The organism is Terriglobia bacterium (assembly GCA_020072815.1).
Classification (GTDB): domain Bacteria; phylum Acidobacteriota; class Terriglobia; order Terriglobales; family Acidobacteriaceae; genus Angelobacter.
This window is the reverse complement of record JAIQGE010000009.1, coordinates 75246-91266: the sequence shown is the minus strand read 5'-3', so window position 1 is coordinate 91266 and position 16021 is coordinate 75246. Positions and strand designations below refer to the sequence as shown.

The window sequence follows — 16021 nt, the reverse complement described above, 5'->3', positions numbered from 1 at the left end:
CGTTTGAACATGACTCGAAGTGTACACAGGCATTGCCCGGATCAGCAAAATCCCGGGTTCAAAAACCCGCGGAGGCAACCCTAAACAAAAAGGCCCTCCTGCCCGGAGGCAAAAGGGCCTTTACCCAAGGAGACAACTTGCAGCAGGCTTAAACAGCTTTCTCCAGGCTGAATTGCTCGGTTTCCGTTGATCCTTCCATGGCCGTGGTGGACGCTTGCCCGTTGGCCAGGGTTTGCGTGATGTCGTCAAAGTAGCCGGTACCAACAAAACGCTGGTGGCGGACCGCGGTGTAACCGGCCTTCTCCGCGCTTTCAAATTCCTTTTCCTGAAGCCGCGAATAGGCGGACATGCCTTCCTTGGCGAACTGGCTCGCCAGTTCGAACATGCTGAAGTTGAGAGCGTGGAAGCCCGCCAGGGTCACGAACTGGTACTTGTATCCCATGGCCGCCAGTTCACGCTGGAACTTGGCGATGGTCGCGTCATCCAGCTTGCGCTTCCAGTGGAAGGAAGGCGAGCAGTTGTACGCCAGCATCTTGCCCGGGAACTTGGCGTGGATGCCTTCAGCAAAGCGCCGGGCTTCTTCCAGGTTGGGCTCTGAGGTCTCGCACCACAGCAGGTCAACGTAAGGCGCGTAGATCAAACCGCGGCTGATGGCCGCGTCCAGGCCGCCTTTGTAACCCAGGAAACCGTCCGGCGTGCGTTCGCCAGTGAGGAATTCCACGTCGCGAATATCGCTGTCGCTGGTGAGCAGCCGGGCGCCGTTGGCGTCCGTGCGTGCGATCAGCACGGTGGGCACGTCGAGAATGTCCGCCGCCAGTCGCGCGGCCACCAGTTTTTGCACGAACTCCTGCGCCGGAACCAGCACTTTGCCGCCCAGGTGGCCGCATTTTTTGGCTGAGGCCAGCTGGTCTTCAAAGTGGACGCCGCCCGCGCCTGCTTCAATCATGGATTTCATCAGCTCAAAGGCGTTCAACGCGCCGCCAAAGCCGGCTTCGGCGTCGGCGACGATGGGCGCGAACCAATACATTCCGTTCTTGCCTTCGGCGTGGTGGATCTGGTCCGCGCGCAGGAAGGCGTTGTTGATTTCCTTCACCACCGCGGGCACGCTGTTCGAAGGATACAGGCTCTGGTCGGGATACATCTGTCCTGCAAGGTTGGCGTCGCCGGCCACCTGCCAGCCGCTCAGATAAATGGTTTGCAGCCCGGCCTGCACCTGCTGCAGGGCCTGGTTGCCTGTCAAAGCGCCCAGCCCTGACACGTAGGCTTCCGTGTGCAGAAGGTCCCAGAACCTTTCTGCGCCCAGCCGCGCCAGCGAATGCTCAATGTGAATGGTGCCGCGGAGCCGTACCACGTCTTGCGGTGTGTATGGCCGGGTGATGCCTTGCCAGCGAGGGTCGTTGGCCCAGGCGTTTTTCAATCGAACTTCATCGTTATGCTGTTGCATTCTTCCGTCTCCTGCTAGTAGTCAGACTTGGGTGCGTGAGCTATGTTGCAGCAGATTTGGGCGGAGGCAAAACCGGCTCGTCCGATTCGGACGAGTCGGCCAAAGCGGACATTCTGGCCTCTGCGTACCGCTAATGCGCCGTTTGGCGAAAGCGCGGAAACCCGCTAGGGGTGCGGCTTTCCGTGCGGCGGCGCGGGAGGTTGCCGGCATCGCCTGACATCGCCTTGTCCGCTTCTCCGTCTCCCAGCTATGATTCCTTCGTGGCCGGCGCCTTCAGCAACGTCAAGCAACTTGCGGACATTCCGGACTCGCTCCTGCATCAGTTGCGCGAGAACCTGGTCGCTCGGCAGGTTTCCAGCGGCATCGCGCTGCTCGGCGCCCACGCGTGTCTCTTCGAAGAATTGGTTCCTGGCCAGCGTAACGCCGCGGCCCTGGTAGGAGCGGTGGCCCAATGGGTGGATGTTGGCTATCGCGACCCGGAGCTGGTGGAGCAACTGCTCGCGCGTTTTCCCAAGGAGCAGCGCGGACGGCTCGCGGTGAGCGATTACGTCCACCTGCGCATGGCGGAAGGTCTTCTCGCCCTGCTGCGCGACCAGCCTGACGATGCGCTAGGCCATTTTGACCTGGTGCTTTCCCTGCAAGGCGAGATTGAGGACAAGGAAGTCATCGCCATCGCCAACTTCTGGAATGCGCGCTGCCATCGCAAAAAAGGTGAATATGATGAAGCGCTGAGGCGCGCCGCAGCGGGCCGCGAGCTGGCCATGGCCTTGGGATTTCCCCGCATGGCCGCGGTCATGCGCGTGTTGGAAAGCTGGCTGTTTTTTCAGAAAGGGCACTGGCGCGAGGCAGCCGGTATCCTGGACCAGGCGGAAACCGTGCTGCGCTCCACGGACGATGACATCACCCTGGGCAACATTTATTCAGCGCACGGGCGGATGATCCGCCGCCAGGGACAGCACAAGCAGGCGCTGCAGTTCTTCAATCGCGCGATCGAGCATTTTCGCCGGCGCAATCCCCAGCATCGCAACCTGGCTCGCTCGCTCGCCAACGTGGCATACGTGCAGCGGCTCATCGCCCAGCAGATCATGCACAAAATGGACGCGGAGACCAGGCACCGCCGCAGCGGCAAATCCAAAGGCGCCTCTAAGACTCCGGCGCAAACCGGCAGCACATCGGGCGACCGCGCCCAGTATGAAGAACTGCGCAGCCAGGCTTTTGCCAACCTGGACCAGGCTGAGAAGATCTACCGCCATCACAACCATCATCACGGAATCGCCAACGTTTTCGAAGGCCGCGGGCTGCTTTACCTCGATACCGGCGAACTTGACCTGGCTGCCCAGCAGGGTGCGCAGTCCTTGGCTGTGGCCAAAGAGCATCATGACTATATCGCCATAGCCCGGGCCCGGCTGCTGCAGTGTAAGGTGGAGCAAGCGCAGTTGGACGAGCAGATTGAAGACAGCACGCGCACCTGGGAGCACGTCCAGGCGGCGCGCGACTACGCGCGCGAAGCCGTGGAATCCGCCATGCACACCCAGAACCAGCGCCTGCGGGCGCGCGCTTACATTTGGCGCGGTTTGACCGCGTGCAACCCGGCCACCCATGATCCGGACGATGCCCGCCATTGCCTGGACCAGGCCGCGTCGCTGATGAGATCGGCCCAGGATGAGGACGTCAGCCACGAAATGCAGCTATTGCGCCAGAAGCTGACGTCCCGCGGCAACATTGACCAGAAATTGCGCGCCTGGTCGCAAGGCGTCACCGATGGCAAGAGTTTCCAGAAGCTGGCGGAAGAGTTCGCTGAGCTGGTGATCCCCCGCGTCTGGGAAAAAGAAGGCAAGAAGGTGCAGCGCGTGGCCACGGTCTTGAAAGTTTCTCCCAAAAAAGTGCGGAGAATTCTTGGTCGCGCCGGAAAGAAGACCGGCAAGAATAAATAGCCGTCAGCAGTCCAATGCACGTTTGCCATTTGCCGCCGATGGTTCTCCAGGCCGCGGTCGCACCATCTCTTCGCGCGCACCGTGATATTCTCGATGGCAATGGCTAGGTATCTGATCACCGGCATTGCCGGGTTCATCGGATCGAACATTGCGCACGCGCTGGTGGCGCGGGGCGAAGAAGTCCGCGGCATTGACGACTTCCGCCACGGCCGCCCGGAGAACCTGGCCGGCATCCTGGACAAGATTGACCTGCGCGAAGCTGACGTCACCGACGCGGCCGCCATCGACGCCGCTTGCCGCAACATAGATTACGTGCTGCATCAGGCCGCGCTGGGATCAGTCCCGCGATCGTTGGAAGATCCAGTGGCCAGCAACCAGGCCAACGTGGTAGGCACGCTTCAAGTCCTGCAGGCGGCGCGCGCTGCCCGGGTGAAGCGCGTCATTTACGCCAGTTCTTCCTCGGTTTACGGCGATACCTCCGTTCTGCCCAAGCGCGAAGACATGATCTGCGACCCGATTTCGCCGTACGCGGTTTCCAAATACGCCGGCGAGCTTTACGCCCGGAGCTTCTTCCGTTTGATGTCCCTGGAGACGGTGGGTCTGCGTTACTTCAATGTGTTTGGCCCGCGTCAGCATCCCACGTCGCCCTATGCCGCGGTGATTCCCAAGTTCATCCGCGCCATTCTGGCAGGAGAACAGCCCACCATTTATGGCGACGGCAAGCAGAGCCGCGACTTTACCTACGTGGACAACGTTGTGTCCGCCAACCTGCTGGCATGTAGCGCGCCTGCGGAAAAAGTTGTGGGCGGAGTCTTCAATGTTGCTGCCGGGAAAAACTTCAGCGTGAATGATCTGTACGCGCTGCTCCAGGGGCTGACCGGCTTCCGTCGCGGCGCGCTGTACGCCGCGCCTCGCAGCGGTGACGTGCGCGATTCCCTGGCCGATATTTCGCGCGCTGAGAAAGCCATGGGCTACAGAACCCTGGTGGAGTTTGAAGAGGGCTTGCGCCGCACCGTGGAGTGGTACAAGCGGGAATTTGTTCGCAACACGGGATCAGCCTGGGCCACTGTATAACCTCGGGTGAAGCCCTCTTGTTCGGCGTTTGCTTTTGCCGCCTGCTGAAAAATGCAATTCTTTTCTGAACAACAAGTCCGCTCGCTGGCCAACGTTGATGAGGTCATTCGCGCGCTCCGCGCCGCCTTTGCCCGCGACTTCGCTTCCACGTTGCGCATGCCCGTGCGCACTTCGCTGGAACTTGACGGCGCCATCATGCTGGTGATGCCTGGGTATGACTCGGCCCTGCATGCTGCGGGAGTCAAAATCGTAAGTGTCAGCGCCCGCGCGGGCGTGCATGCGTTTTATGAGTTGCTTGATCCTGCCACAGGTATACCGCTGGCTCGCATGGAAGCCAACTGGCTCACCGATCTCCGTACTGCCGCAACGTCCGCCGTCGCTACAGGCTTGCTGGCGCGGTCCGATGTTGAGACCCTAGGTATCTTTGGCAGTGGACGCCAGGCTGTCGCGCACCTGACCGCCATCCCGCGCGTGCGAAAATTCCGGAGATTCCTTGTCAGTGGCTCCGGTCGAAGTGACCTAAAAGAATTTTGCCGCAAGATTCATCAAGACCTGGGAATTGAGCTTCAACCCGTAAGCGCCGAGACCTGCGCGCGTGAGTCGGATGTGATTTGCACTTGTACCAGTTCCCGCACCCCGCTGTTCGACGGCCGTTGGCTTCGGCCGGGAGCCCATCTGAATCTGGTGGGCGCCTTTCAACCGGAGACACGAGAAGTGGACGACGAAACGGCGCGCCGCTCCCGCCTGGTAGTTGATACCTATGACGGCGCCATGATCGAAGCCGGGGATCTGCTGATTCCCCTCAGCGCGGGCGTCATCGGCCGCGACAATATCATCGCCGATCTGCACGAAATTGCTTCCGGCCAGAAGCGGGGAAGGGCGCACGCGGACGACATCACTCTGTTCAAAAGCGTCGGCTGTGCCCTGGAAGACCTGGTTACGGCGCAGCTGGTCTTTAGTCGTGCACAAGAGCATGGCGCACAAGCGCAAGGACAAGCAAAGCAATGAGCAAAACCTACGATTTCGCGGTCATCGGCGCCGGAGTTTTCGGCGCGTGGACGGCGCACTACCTGCGCCGCAGCGGCGCTTCCGTCGCGCTCATAGATGCTTACGGCGCCGCCAACAGCCGCGCCAGCTCCGGTGGCGAGACGCGCGTGATCCGCATGGGCTACGGGCCGGACGAACTGTACACCCGCTGGTCCATCCGTTCGCTGCCAGTCTGGCAGGAGCTCGCGGCGCGCGTGGGCTTGAATCTTTTTCGTCGCACCGGTGTGCTTTGGTTGAGTCATGATGCTGATCCTTACACCCAGGGACTCTGGGACGTTCTGAACAGAAACGGCGTCGCCTGCGAGAAGCTGGCCGCCGCGGAAATCAGCCGGCGTTATCCGCGAATGACTTTTCCTGACATTACCTGGGGTGTACTGGAACCGGAGAGCGGCGTGCTCATGGCCCGACAGTCCGTGCAACGGCTGGTTGAAGACTTGCGCCAAAATGGACTTGACTGTTTCCAGACCGCCGCTGCCGCTCCGCCCGGCGCGGGCAAGCTGACGCAGATCAAGACCACTTCCGGCCAGAACATCTCTGCCGGCATCTTTATATATGCGTGCGGACCGTGGCTTCCCAAGCTGTTCCCGGAACTTCTGGGCGATCGCATCTTCCCCACCCGGCAGGAAGTCTTTTTTCTTGGACCGCCCGCGGGTAGTGCCGCCTTCCAGCCTCCCGCCATGCCGGTATGGCTGCACCACACCCATGCTGAGCGTCCTTATGCGCTCCCCGATATCGAGAATCGCGGCTTCAAGATCGCTTTTGATCGTCACGGCGAAGAGTTTGATCCCGACAGCGGGTCACGCGTGGTTGGCCCTGCGTCACTCGATTTGTTGCGGACGTACTTGCGCCAGCACATTCCCGCTTTGGCTGACGCGCCCGTGGTGGAATCGCGCGTCTGCCAGTACGAAAACACATGGAACGGCGACTTCCTGATTGACCGCCATCCCGGCTTCGACAATGTTTGGATCGCGGGCGGCGGTTCAGGACACGGCTTCAAACATGGTCCGGCGGTAGGCGAGTACGTGAGCGCGCGCATCTTGCATGATTCGCCGGCTGAGCCCCGCTTCTCCCTGGCTGGCAAACATTCCACGCGCAAGCGCGCCGTGTACTAAATGGAGGTCGGCGCGCGGGAGCATCTACTGGGGACGGACCGCGTGCGGACTGGCGCCGCGGTCCAATCCTCCGAGCAAGCGCCTGGTGCTGGAGCAGTTGGTCATCCAAGTGGCAGAAGAGCCAAACGTCGCGGCGAAGGTCGGACAACAGGAAGAGTTGCAGGCATAACTTCCTCACCCTTCGTGTTCCTTTGTGTCCTTTGTGGTTAAGGCTTTTCCGCGTCATGACGAAGTGTAAAGACTTACCGTTTTGCCAGGCTCACAGCGCGGAGTTTGAGGGAATCCCGCAAGATTGCTATAATTTACCAGCTTCACACAGCTACGCGTCTTCCTCCACGCCCGCCCAAACTTGCGTGGGCAGCAGACAATCCTGGCCAGGTAGCTCAGTTGGTAGAGCGCAGCCCTGAAAAGGCTGGCGTCGGCGGTTCGATTCCGTCCCTGGCCACCATTTCATTTCAAGGAGTTAACGGGAGCGGCGCCCGGAACTCCGACCCACAATTCAACCCACACCTCACTGGATTGCCCCTGATTTGAAGCCGACCGCCGCAAGGAATACTCCCTGCGCCGCCCGTGCTTCATCGGCATCTTTCTGCGTGTAGAGATCCAGCGTCGTCTGTATTTTCGAGTGACGCAGAATCGCCTGCACCGTCTTAGGCTCGATCTTCGCCTTGTTCACGAGCCAATTGCTGAGTGAATGGCGAAGATTGTGAAGTCCGAAGCGGTGCCCTTCCTCGATCTGTACTCCAGCGGCAATTGCAGCCGGTCTCAGATGGTCGCTGCAAAAGATCGACGCGGAGACGGGCACCTTGCCTTCCGCTCTCAGCGAGGGAAAGACAAAGTCCGTTTCCTTTGCGTAGGGCGTCTGCCGATGCCAATGGCGGAGGCTATAGGCGAGCAGGGGATGCATCGGCACGTATCCGTCCGACGTTTCCGTCTTCGTCTCTCCGTCGTTGCCCTGTGCCCAGCGCTTGCTCACCCGGATGCGGTCTTCATTCCAGAGAATGTCGGCCCAGCGCAGCGAGAGAATCTCGGATGCGCGCAGCGCCGTTGCCGCACAGGTGAGAATCAGCGTCGAGTGAAGAGAAGAGGGCAGGGCCTGGATGATGGCCAGCGTCTGCTGCGGGGTGAGGACGATGGGCTTATAGTTGGTTTTGGAGCGCGTCTCCACGTGCTGCACGGGGTTCTTCGTGACCAGCTCATGCCGGACGCCGATCTTGTAGATGCGCAGCATGATGCCGCGCAGCTTCGCAATCGTCGTCCAGGCGAGCCCGTCATCCGTGCGCAGCGATTTGAGCCAGCGCTGCAGGTCGAGCGGCTTGATGTCGTCCGCAATCTCCCTGCCCCAGCGGGGGATGAGATAGTTGCGGACGTAACGCTCGACGGCGGAGATGGTGTTTACCGACTTCGGGCGCACGGCGTCCGCTCCGAAATCGGCCTTCAGGTAATGTTCGGCAAGAACGTCGAACCGGGTGCGGCCGGGGCAGGGGGTGTCGCTGTTGACGCGAGCCAGAAGCCCCAGCCGGTCCACTTCGCGCCACGCATCCTGCGCCTTCGGGAAATCGCGCACGAGGCCGACCGGCAGAATGTTCTCCACCCTCCGGCCTTCCGCGTTGGCTACCCGATAGCGCAGCACCCAGGTTGCTCCTTCCTTGCGCGAAACTTTCTTCAATGATCCTCGCTGATAAGCCATATCGCTCCTTCAGCGGGGACTGCCGGATCGGATCATACCGCGATCTGCCCCGTTTGGGATCACCCTTTCTGGCTGTTTTTTCTCAACAATCGCCGCCGCGAGTTCCGACAGCCGGAATACCCAAACTTTGCGCTTCGTTCCCGTGCCAAGCGCATAGGCTCCGGCGATGCCCCTGCGGGCGAGCGCCAGCAGATAGCGGCGCTTGAGAGATAAAAATGCGGCTGCTTCTTTAGCGGATACAAAGGGTTCTTCGGCAGACGATGAGGTCATGCGCCCATGGTCGGGTAATTTAAGGAATCTGTAGAGTCAAAGGACGTTAAAGCCGCTGTGCGCCCGGCGTACAAGATAGGACGGTATAATGTCCACCTTTCCTCCAGCCTCTCAAGTTAACGTTTCCAGGGGGTCAGAAGATGGGTCTCCTCGATTTCCTCAAAGAAGTCGCCTGTGATATGGGTTTTCACAGCTGGGGTGACTGGTTGTATCTAAAGAAGGGCGACTGTACCCAGGTCAAACAATGCGTGCGTCCGCTTTGCGTAAAGATCAAAGACGACACGCAGATAGTTCACGATTTCGGCAAGTGGCGTTATCGGAAGGCCAAGTCCTGTGGACAGACCTGCACATGCAGGCGGTGCCGTGAGACCGAGAAACGAACCTTACATCCGTGGACTGCCTGGAAGTACCGGAAAAAGGGCTCTTGCCTGCAAGTGCGAAGCTGCCCACGTTGCCGGGCTGATGAGAAGAGGACCCAGCACGTGGGCGATTGGCGGTATGCCGCGCCGAAAAGCTGCACGCAAATCTTCATCTGTGTCAGGTGTAGTCACAAAAAAGTCCGGGCCGTTAAAAAGCGCGAGGATCACGCTCAGTGGGGCGAGTGGGGCTACGATCCCGATCTGCGCAGTTGCAGCGCGCAAGCGCGATTTTGCCTCAGGTGCGGCGAGAAGCAGACGCGGTTGGTCATACCGAATCATGACTATTCGGACTGGGAGTACATTTCGCCGACACGCCGCAAAAAAAGATGCCGGCATTGTCATCACGTGGAATGGCAAAGGCTGGAAGGAAATCGAGGGTAAGCCTGCCGAAGACGACAATGCTGGACGTAAGAACGGGCCGCGTCAGCGGGGCCGACCCTTGCCCTTGGGGGAATCGTTGATGATATTGAGCGTGCCTTTGGGAAAGAAGCGCTCTGCAGCGTCCGCCTTGAGCACCAGCCTCCGCGAATCTGGCCCAATCCCCCTAAAACTATCCTCTCGGGTATCAAAGCCGATTGTGTCACGTGTTTTCGCACTTAACGGCTCTCGATATTGATTGACCGCTGCGGGACCATAGAAGTTCTGCGATACGAGCAGATTACCCTCACGATTCCATTGCTCTTTCGCCAAGTACTTGAGCGCTTCGCTCTCCGTGAAAACGACAGAAGTTCCAGCCATAAGAATCACCGTTGGGTTAAACAGCGGCAGGCACGTTTACCACTATCTAACGCCAACTTAGGCGGGTGTAAGGGGCATATCAAGTGAAGGTTTTATTACGGTCACGGTACAAGATAGGCAGACAAGAGGATTCATCAACGGAAACAATATGATATTCAACCTTGTACAATCGGGGCTTGTCCATAGATTTGCCCGATGACGATAGGCGCGGAAAGTCCGACTTCGGCTGAGATCAAAGCGCAGCTTGAGCGCATGCTAGGCGGCAAGCGTTTCAGGACTGCGTGGAGCCAAGCCGAATTCCTGGAGCTTGTTGTGCGGCGGGCGCTTGAGGGCAAGAAGACGCCCGGCCACATCGTGGCGAAGACGCTGTTCAAAGGCAAATTCAAGAAAGATGAATCATTGGATGTCCGGACGACCGCTCTGAATCTCCGTGCCTCAATGAAGAAGTATTACGCCGGGGAAGGACGTGCAGACCTCGTCCGCATCGCTCTGCCGGACCCACCGAAAGATAAAAGCATCAAGCTGCCGGAAGGCGAGGCGTACACTCCAACCTTTTCGTATAACTCAACTCACCCCGTGGGCAAGGAGTTCAAGCTCGGAATGTACTATCTGTCCCGAGGAATGTACGAGGACTACAGCCAGGCCATTAAGCATTTCGTGGCCGTGCTGAAGATGGCCCCCGAGCACATAGGGGCTTCCATCGGACTTTGCGAGACGTATTGCAGCACTCTCTATTGGGACCGGGAGTTTAGCAGCGCGGCAGACGTGGATGAATTGGCGATACAAGCCGCAGGATTCCTGGACCGGGTGGACACGCGCGCTCGCGGGTTCTGGCGATTGCATGCCGCGGGTGGTTACATGCTCATAACCGGCGCCGCCGTGAAGGAATGGGAGAAAGACAATTTAGAGAAGGCCAAGATCGCCTTTGGCGAGGCGCTCAGGCTCGACCGCGCCAGCACGGAGGATTATCCGCCGTATTTCTATTTTTTAATCCAGGTGGGCGAAAAGTCGGAAGCCGTGCGCCTGGCCAAGCAGCACCTGGAAACACATCCGGACAATATGGCGGCGCACATCGCCCTTGCCAAGGTCTTCATACGAACGGAGCAATTTTCGGATGCCCAGGCGGTTCTGGAAAACGCCCTCGCGATTGACAAAGGCAACTATGCGGTGCACCTCTTTCTCGCTTTATTGAGCTTGGCCCGAAAACAGCCTGAGGAAGTGCTGGGGCATATCCTGGGAGTGAAGCTACTGGCGGACGATTTCACGTACCGCATGGCCTTCAGATGGTGTATGCAAATCGTCGAGGGGTGGCCGCAGGAACTGAAAGAGCAGTTTGCCAGGCTGTGGGAGAGTCAAATGCGGTCTATTTCTCCCTCGTCCGAACCTTCGTAAGGCTGAATCCCTTCTCGTTTATCTGAGCGCTTATTTCGTCCCACGCTTCGCGGGCGCGCTGATCGCCGGTTGCGGCTATGTGCCGGAACGTCTCCGATGCGATGAGAGGCAGCGAGATCAGTACGCCGTGGAGGCTCTTTGGTTTCCCCGCGGCCCATTCCTGAACTGTCCTTAGCATGCCGTCGTCGAAGTGCTCGCTGAAATGCACCGCCGCCGCGAGGTCGCGAAACGCCTGTGTCACTTTCGGCGAAAAGTGGACTTCAATCCCCCTGGCGTCCAGTTCTGTTGCCTTGTGTCTGTGATCCGGCACGGCATTCCCCGCGTTTGTTAACGAAAGGTTCGACTACACCGCTACCCGGACAAACCATGGAATTCAAGGGATTTCTGGTGGGATGAACGACCGCTGCGACGCTGCCCTTAACGTCCCTTAACTCTACAGCCTTTCCAAAACATGTGAATCTTGCCTCAGTTTTCAAGAGCAAAAGCAATCGCTTCTGCTTCGGAAGCGAATAGTCCGCGCAATGCCCGTGCTCCCGTCGGCGGCAGCGGCGAATTTTCCCGCGATGAGGCATCCCACGACCTTGCGGAGCCGTTCCGATCCGGGCTTCGCGTAGATCCGCGCCTCCACCTCGATGTCGCGGGCCAGCAGCACGGCCAGGGGACTTACGCCTTGCACTTCCGGCGCAAGGGTCAGGTTGTTTCCGAAGTCTGCGTTCTCCGCGTATATCAGCCAGTATTTTGCGGCGGAGGCCTGTTCCGCGGTCCCGGTTCGCAGCGTCTGGAAATGCCCGCGCACCTCCTCCCAGGTCGCGTCGCGCCAAACGCCGTGAGGCTCGCTGGCAATGGCTCTATTGCCCATGGCGCTCCACCAGTCCTCTGCGATGGCGTCCATCTCCGGTTGCGAAAGCGCGGGAGCCTTCGCGGCAACGAACTCGTACCAGCCGGGCCGAAGGGCGGCGGCGGGTTCGTTTATCCTCAGATACTCAATAGTGAGGAGCAAACTTACCCATTCAAACCTTTCCTTTCTCGGTGGCTCATTGCCGAGCGGCCGGAAACCGGGAGCATTCGATTCGATGATGGCGATGTACTGTGCTGCGGGAACCGGCGTCTCCGGGTGCGCCGCAGGCAGGTAACGCATGAAAGGATCGGGCGTCTCAATGAACGCAGGCCCTACGGGGGTTTCAGCCTGGTTCGGAACGCTCCTGTCCTGGCACGAATTTGCCTGATTGCGTTCCGGAGCGGCCTGCGCATTCAAACCTTGGCCGGCAATCAGGGAAAAGGCAAAGAGCATCACCGCGCAACGCGAGGCGGCATGGGCGGCGCGGGCCACGCTGCGAGCAGGAGGGGATACCAGGGGCTCAGCGCGTGCGGGAATGCCGTCGCCCTGCGCGAGGGCTGCGGCAAGCTCGGAGAAGGTGGAGACGGTAGTGCCGGGACTGTCATCGCGAATCAGAAGGCCGATGCAGCCGAGAAGCAGGTCGATGAGCAGATTGAGGAGTCCGGCCTTGACGGCGCGAAGGCGAGGGACGGAAGACAAGGATAGGCGGGGGCGCTGCAAAATGCCCGCGCCGGGGCGCCCGTCCGTGCCGCGTGAGGCGTTAGCGGCGCAAATCCATACGAGAAGGGCGGGCAGCGAAGCGGGGCGTTCGCGCCAGGGGGCTTGCTTCATGGGATTCTCCCTTAACCGCCGCCGCCGGGCGTCTCCAGCCCAGAGCGGCGGGGCACAAATGTACCATACAACACGTAGTTTTGTTCGTGGTAGTTTTGCTCGTGTCTGCCGAATCATAGAGGGGTGGGCGCCACCAGAAAGCTTCCGGCCCGTTACGCGCGGTTCTTCCGCGCCCTGGGCCATAAAATCCGGTCGTTGAGGACAGAGCGCAGGCTGAGCCAGGAGGACATGATCGGCTACGGGTTTTCCGTCCGCCACTGGCAGATGATCGAGGCCGGCAGGCCCAGCACCCTCTTCACGCTGCTTCGGGTATGCGACGCCTTCGGCGTCACTCCGGAGCAGCTTGTGGCGGGCCTGGGCCGTCATCTGCGCAAGCGGTAGGAAGAAGCCGGTCATGACGGCGATCCGGCGGGGGGCCGCTTTGGTTTGCGGGCCGTGGTCCCCGACGGAGCGCCGATTGCTTTCCCGCCTTTTGCAGGGCGGCGCTTCTTGCGTAGCCTGGCCAGCTCCCTGCGCCGCTCCTCGGCATGGATGAAAACGTCGTCCGGGTCGCGCAGTTCCTTTTCGTATGCGTCTCTCACCTTGCCGAACCGGGCGTGGTCGTCGGATTCGGTCGTTTCCATGATGCCCGCCAGGCGCTCATTAATGTCCGCCTGCAGTTCCTGCGCGAAGGACTGGTAAAGCCTTGTATCCTTCGGCCCTAAAATCCCGCATTCCCGCAGCGCGCCGCAATTCGCGACGATGTTGGCAAATGAGAGATTGAGGCGGTAGATCGTGTGATAAATGCGCAGTTTCCGGGTAACGTCCAGATCAGCCATTGAGGGCTCTCCAGCGGGTGCCTGCCCGACTGGAGAAATGATCGCATAAACTATGTCAAATACTCAAGTAGTTATGTAAATGACTCAGTTATTTGGGCTTAGGCGCATGCCCGTGGTAGCGTCGCACCGTGATCATCATCAGTGGAAGGCAGATCAGGGCCGCGCGCGCGCTCCTTAGCTGGTCGCAGCGGGAGCTGTCCAGGAAATCGAAAGTCGCATTCGGCACCGTCCAGCGGATGGAAAAGTTCGACGGCCCCGTCGGGTCGAGAACGGAAACCCTCGGCAAGGTCGTCGCCGTCCTTGAAAAAGCCGGGATTGAGTTTCTTAATAGCGAAAGTCCGGGCTTGCGGCTGCGCAAGAAGAAGTGAGGGCGGCGCTAACTCGCGCGAGCGATTTTCCGTAACGCCAGTTATGCGACCAACGCAAAGCCACATCCAGAGGAAAGGCAGGGGACATAGTCCTCCAGCCGTGTTTCGCCGCGCCTCAACGGCGCGGCGCGCGAAAAAAGGCTCATAGATAGACCAGGGAGGGTTTTGCTACCCCTTAGCCGCTCTCAGAACTCTACCCCACGTTTGATCGTCAATGCGATTCTGCCAAACGTTCTGGAGCAAGTGTTGGAATCGAGGATCGGCCTTAGCAAGGTACTCCACTTTTCCAATGAGCTTCTTGCCATGTCGAGTGAGGAGAGTTTCAAGAGGGCCAGCCGCAAGATTCGCCAACACATATTCGTTCTGTGTCGAAGCCAGGATATTTGTAATAAGGTGTAGCGCGCGATCTGGATCTTCTCCGCAGAGTTCATCCACTTCCATATATGACCAGAACAGGGCCTTTGCTTCAGGAGCTTCATCTCCTTTTTGCTCGATGATTTCGTATCGGTTAATCCAAGCATCAACCAGACGTCCTGATTCCGCTGTCATTTTGCCTCTGGATTCCTGTTATAAGAGGATAAGCGATCCTGTTCCCCTAATTATCAAGGGTGCTAGTGGTGCCAATGGAGCCCACCAGGGAAGCGGAGGTATGATCGGAGCGCTTGGCATCTGATCGATTGGATGTTGAGTTTTGGTGGGTGTGGGCATCGTAGCATACTTCCATGCATCCGTAGGAATCGGATCGCCTGGGCCACATCCATTTGAGTCATAATCGTTCAATAGATTTCTGAGCTGCGTCTGTTTGTCTTGAAATTGCTGCTGGTGCCCTGCAACAGACATGGGGCCTGTTGGAGGCAAGTTTAGCTTATCCTGCTTTAACTCGTCGGATCGCTGAGCCAGTTCATCCCTTACCTGCTCGATTTGTGACGCCAGTTTTCCACATTTATTAGGATCTGACGCACATAACCCCTCTGCATCAATGAGCCTGACTGGATTCGCTAGAACATATGCGTAAAGATTGATGCCGCCAGCCTCCCTAATCCAATCCCTATTTAGCCAATGCGGATGCACCGGGTCGTAGGCGCGGGTAAATGAGAGGAGGAGCGCGCTCTGCGGATGATTGAAGAGTCCGGCGTATTGGTAGACAGGGGTGAAGGAGCCGTTTGTCTGGACGGGTGCTCCGTAGGGACTGTAGTCGATGGACGACAGGCGACTGCCGGTTGTGGCGTCCAATACATCCCTGACGCTTCCCAACTGATCGGGCATGTAGACGGCCTTTTGCGTGCTGACGGCGTTATATGCGCCTTCAGGGAGGATGCGCGACTGCACCGTATCGCTGCCGTCCCTTGTTTGGCATATTCTTGAACCACACCACAGATACCGGGTGGTGGTGGTTCCCCCTCCTGAGGCGGTTTCGACATCAACGGTTCTTCTTCCGAGTCCGTCGTAACTGAAGTTGCTCTTTGCTCCCGAGGCGTAGTCGATTTCCAGCAGGCGATTTTCGATGTCCCATTTGTAGGTGCGGGTGGCGTCGCTCAGGAGGTTGCCCTTGGTGTCGTAGGTGTAGTTCGCGGCTCCCCACGTGCTGATCTGGTTGAAGCCGTTGTAGGTCGGAGTCGTGGTGCCCGTGGCGTCCATGACGGTCGTGGCGTTATCGAGGTTATCGTAGGCGTAGGTGTTGTTTCCCGGCGTGGTGGCCGTCGCCGTCAATAGGCGGTCGATGAGGTCGTAGCCGTAGGAATGGCTCTGCGTTGCGAAAGGGTGGCCGGTCGCGGCGGTGTCGGTAACGGACAGGATGTCGTAGGGGTTGACCGGGGTGGTGCCGTAGCCGAGGGTGAAGCTGCGGGTGGTGCCGGAGTTCGTTATCGAGATGAGGCGGCGGTCGTTGGCGTTGGCCTGCCCTCCGAAGCCTTGGCATAGGAGGGTGTCGTGCGTGGCTGAGGCCCGATTGTCGCGCACTAACCGAAGATGGAAATTGTCATTCGCCGCAGTCAGCACCGTGGTTGAGGCGAGGGCTTTAGCGAGACGATTCATAAAGCCAACCTA

General features: G+C 59.3%; 16 protein-coding genes and 1 tRNA gene. 8 read left to right on the top strand and 9 right to left on the bottom strand.

Features of this window, described 5'->3' with window-relative positions; all coding sequences use genetic code 11:
* Nucleotides 1-148: 148 nt before the first annotated feature.
* Nucleotides 149-1444, bottom strand: a complete 1296-nt coding sequence (gene aceA / locus LAO20_13385) for an isocitrate lyase (GenBank protein MBZ5532417.1) — start codon at nt 1442-1444, stop codon at nt 149-151.
* Between the two features lie 260 nt (nt 1445-1704).
* Here aceA and LAO20_13380 point away from each other — a divergent pair, with 260 nt between their 5' ends.
* From LAO20_13380 to LAO20_13360, 5 genes are all read left to right on the top strand, one after another.
* Nucleotides 1705-3378 carry a tetratricopeptide repeat protein gene (locus LAO20_13380; protein MBZ5532416.1) on the top strand — a complete coding sequence of 558 codons (1674 nt, stop codon included), beginning with the start codon at nt 1705-1707 and terminating at the stop codon, nt 3376-3378.
* A 99-nt stretch (nt 3379-3477) separates the two neighbouring features.
* Nucleotides 3478-4452 (top strand): SDR family oxidoreductase, encoded by a 975-nt coding sequence (locus LAO20_13375; GenBank protein ID MBZ5532415.1) that lies wholly within the window; start codon nt 3478-3480, stop codon nt 4450-4452.
* A 51-nt stretch (nt 4453-4503) separates the two neighbouring features.
* Nucleotides 4504-5460, top strand: a complete 957-nt coding sequence (locus LAO20_13370; GenBank protein ID MBZ5532414.1) for an ornithine cyclodeaminase family protein — start codon at nt 4504-4506, stop codon at nt 5458-5460.
* Nucleotides 5457-6611 (top strand): FAD-dependent oxidoreductase, encoded by a 1155-nt coding sequence (locus tag LAO20_13365; protein MBZ5532413.1) that lies wholly within the window; start codon nt 5457-5459, stop codon nt 6609-6611. The genes LAO20_13370 and LAO20_13365 overlap by 4 nt, the downstream gene beginning before the upstream one ends.
* 372 nt (nt 6612-6983) lie before the next feature.
* Nucleotides 6984-7059 (top strand) — tRNA-Phe (locus tag LAO20_13360).
* A gap of 63 nt (nt 7060-7122) precedes the next feature.
* On the opposite strand, the gene LAO20_13355 is transcribed toward LAO20_13360, so the two are convergent.
* From LAO20_13355 to LAO20_13345, 3 genes are all read right to left on the bottom strand, one after another.
* Nucleotides 7123-8301 carry a tyrosine-type recombinase/integrase gene (locus LAO20_13355; GenBank protein ID MBZ5532412.1) on the bottom strand — a complete coding sequence of 393 codons (1179 nt, stop codon included), beginning with the start codon at nt 8299-8301 and terminating at the stop codon, nt 7123-7125.
* A gap of 9 nt (nt 8302-8310) precedes the next feature.
* Nucleotides 8311-8571: a hypothetical protein gene (locus LAO20_13350; protein ID MBZ5532411.1), complete on the bottom strand. Its 261-nt coding sequence runs from the start codon at nt 8569-8571 to the stop codon at nt 8311-8313.
* A gap of 842 nt (nt 8572-9413) precedes the next feature.
* The gene (locus LAO20_13345; protein MBZ5532410.1) at nt 9414-9728 is read right to left on the bottom strand and encodes a hypothetical protein; all 315 of its coding nucleotides are present in this window, start codon (nt 9726-9728) and stop codon (nt 9414-9416) included.
* 195 nt (nt 9729-9923) lie between these two features.
* On the opposite strand from LAO20_13345, the gene LAO20_13340 reads away from it, so the two are divergent.
* Nucleotides 9924-11120 carry a tetratricopeptide repeat protein gene (locus tag LAO20_13340; GenBank protein ID MBZ5532409.1) on the top strand — a complete coding sequence of 399 codons (1197 nt, stop codon included), beginning with the start codon at nt 9924-9926 and terminating at the stop codon, nt 11118-11120.
* Here LAO20_13340 and LAO20_13335 read toward each other — a convergent pair.
* On the bottom strand, nt 11092-11430 hold the full coding sequence (locus LAO20_13335; protein ID MBZ5532408.1) for a hypothetical protein: 339 nt from the start codon (nt 11428-11430) through the stop codon (nt 11092-11094). The genes LAO20_13340 and LAO20_13335 overlap by 29 nt on opposite strands.
* 162 nt (nt 11431-11592) lie before the next feature.
* On the bottom strand, nt 11593-12789 hold the full coding sequence (locus LAO20_13330; GenBank protein MBZ5532407.1) for a hypothetical protein: 1197 nt from the start codon (nt 12787-12789) through the stop codon (nt 11593-11595).
* 123 nt (nt 12790-12912) lie between these two features.
* Between LAO20_13330 and LAO20_13325 the strand changes: the two genes are divergently transcribed.
* Nucleotides 12913-13170, top strand: a complete 258-nt coding sequence (locus LAO20_13325; protein MBZ5532406.1) for a helix-turn-helix domain-containing protein — start codon at nt 12913-12915, stop codon at nt 13168-13170.
* 11 nt (nt 13171-13181) lie between these two features.
* Here the strand turns inward: LAO20_13325 and LAO20_13320 are convergent, their stop codons facing one another.
* A complete protein-coding gene (locus LAO20_13320; GenBank protein MBZ5532405.1) occupies nt 13182-13607 on the bottom strand; it encodes a hypothetical protein in 426 nt (141 codons plus the stop codon).
* Nucleotides 13608-13738: 131 nt separating this feature from the next.
* Here LAO20_13320 and LAO20_13315 point away from each other — a divergent pair, with 131 nt between their 5' ends.
* Nucleotides 13739-13975 carry a helix-turn-helix domain-containing protein gene (locus LAO20_13315; GenBank protein MBZ5532404.1) on the top strand — a complete coding sequence of 79 codons (237 nt, stop codon included), beginning with the start codon at nt 13739-13741 and terminating at the stop codon, nt 13973-13975.
* Between the two features lie 168 nt (nt 13976-14143).
* Here the strand turns inward: LAO20_13315 and LAO20_13310 are convergent, their stop codons facing one another.
* Both LAO20_13310 and LAO20_13305 read right to left on the bottom strand, forming a co-directional pair.
* Nucleotides 14144-14524, bottom strand: a complete 381-nt coding sequence (locus tag LAO20_13310; protein MBZ5532403.1) for a hypothetical protein — start codon at nt 14522-14524, stop codon at nt 14144-14146.
* Between the two features lie 18 nt (nt 14525-14542).
* Nucleotides 14543-16009, bottom strand: coding sequence for an RHS repeat-associated core domain-containing protein (locus LAO20_13305; protein MBZ5532402.1), 1467 nt, complete (start codon nt 16007-16009; stop codon nt 14543-14545).
* Nucleotides 16010-16021 lie beyond the last annotated feature (12 nt).

What these genes read in the sequence shown, in the direction of transcription:
- aceA (MBZ5532417.1), bottom strand. Translation starts at nt 1,444, where the DNA reads ATGCAACAGCATAACGATGAAGTTCGATTGAAAAACGCCTGGGCCAAC.
- LAO20_13375 (MBZ5532415.1), top strand. Translation starts at nt 3,478, where the DNA reads ATGGCTAGGTATCTGATCACCGGCATTGCCGGGTTCATCGGATCGAAC.
- LAO20_13370 (MBZ5532414.1), top strand. Translation starts at nt 4,504, where the DNA reads ATGCAATTCTTTTCTGAACAACAAGTCCGCTCGCTGGCCAACGTTGAT.
- LAO20_13365 (MBZ5532413.1), top strand. Translation starts at nt 5,457, where the DNA reads ATGAGCAAAACCTACGATTTCGCGGTCATCGGCGCCGGAGTTTTCGGC.
- LAO20_13355 (MBZ5532412.1), bottom strand. Translation starts at nt 8,301, where the DNA reads ATGGCTTATCAGCGAGGATCATTGAAGAAAGTTTCGCGCAAGGAAGGA.
- LAO20_13350 (MBZ5532411.1), bottom strand. Translation starts at nt 8,571, where the DNA reads ATGACCTCATCGTCTGCCGAAGAACCCTTTGTATCCGCTAAAGAAGCA.
- LAO20_13345 (MBZ5532410.1), bottom strand. Translation starts at nt 9,728, where the DNA reads ATGGCTGGAACTTCTGTCGTTTTCACGGAGAGCGAAGCGCTCAAGTAC.
- LAO20_13340 (MBZ5532409.1), top strand. Translation starts at nt 9,924, where the DNA reads ATGACGATAGGCGCGGAAAGTCCGACTTCGGCTGAGATCAAAGCGCAG.
- LAO20_13330 (MBZ5532407.1), bottom strand. Translation starts at nt 12,789, where the DNA reads ATGAAGCAAGCCCCCTGGCGCGAACGCCCCGCTTCGCTGCCCGCCCTT.
- LAO20_13320 (MBZ5532405.1), bottom strand. Translation starts at nt 13,607, where the DNA reads ATGGCTGATCTGGACGTTACCCGGAAACTGCGCATTTATCACACGATC.
- LAO20_13310 (MBZ5532403.1), bottom strand. Translation starts at nt 14,524, where the DNA reads ATGACAGCGGAATCAGGACGTCTGGTTGATGCTTGGATTAACCGATAC.
- LAO20_13305 (MBZ5532402.1), bottom strand. Translation starts at nt 16,009, where the DNA reads ATGAATCGTCTCGCTAAAGCCCTCGCCTCAACCACGGTGCTGACTGCG.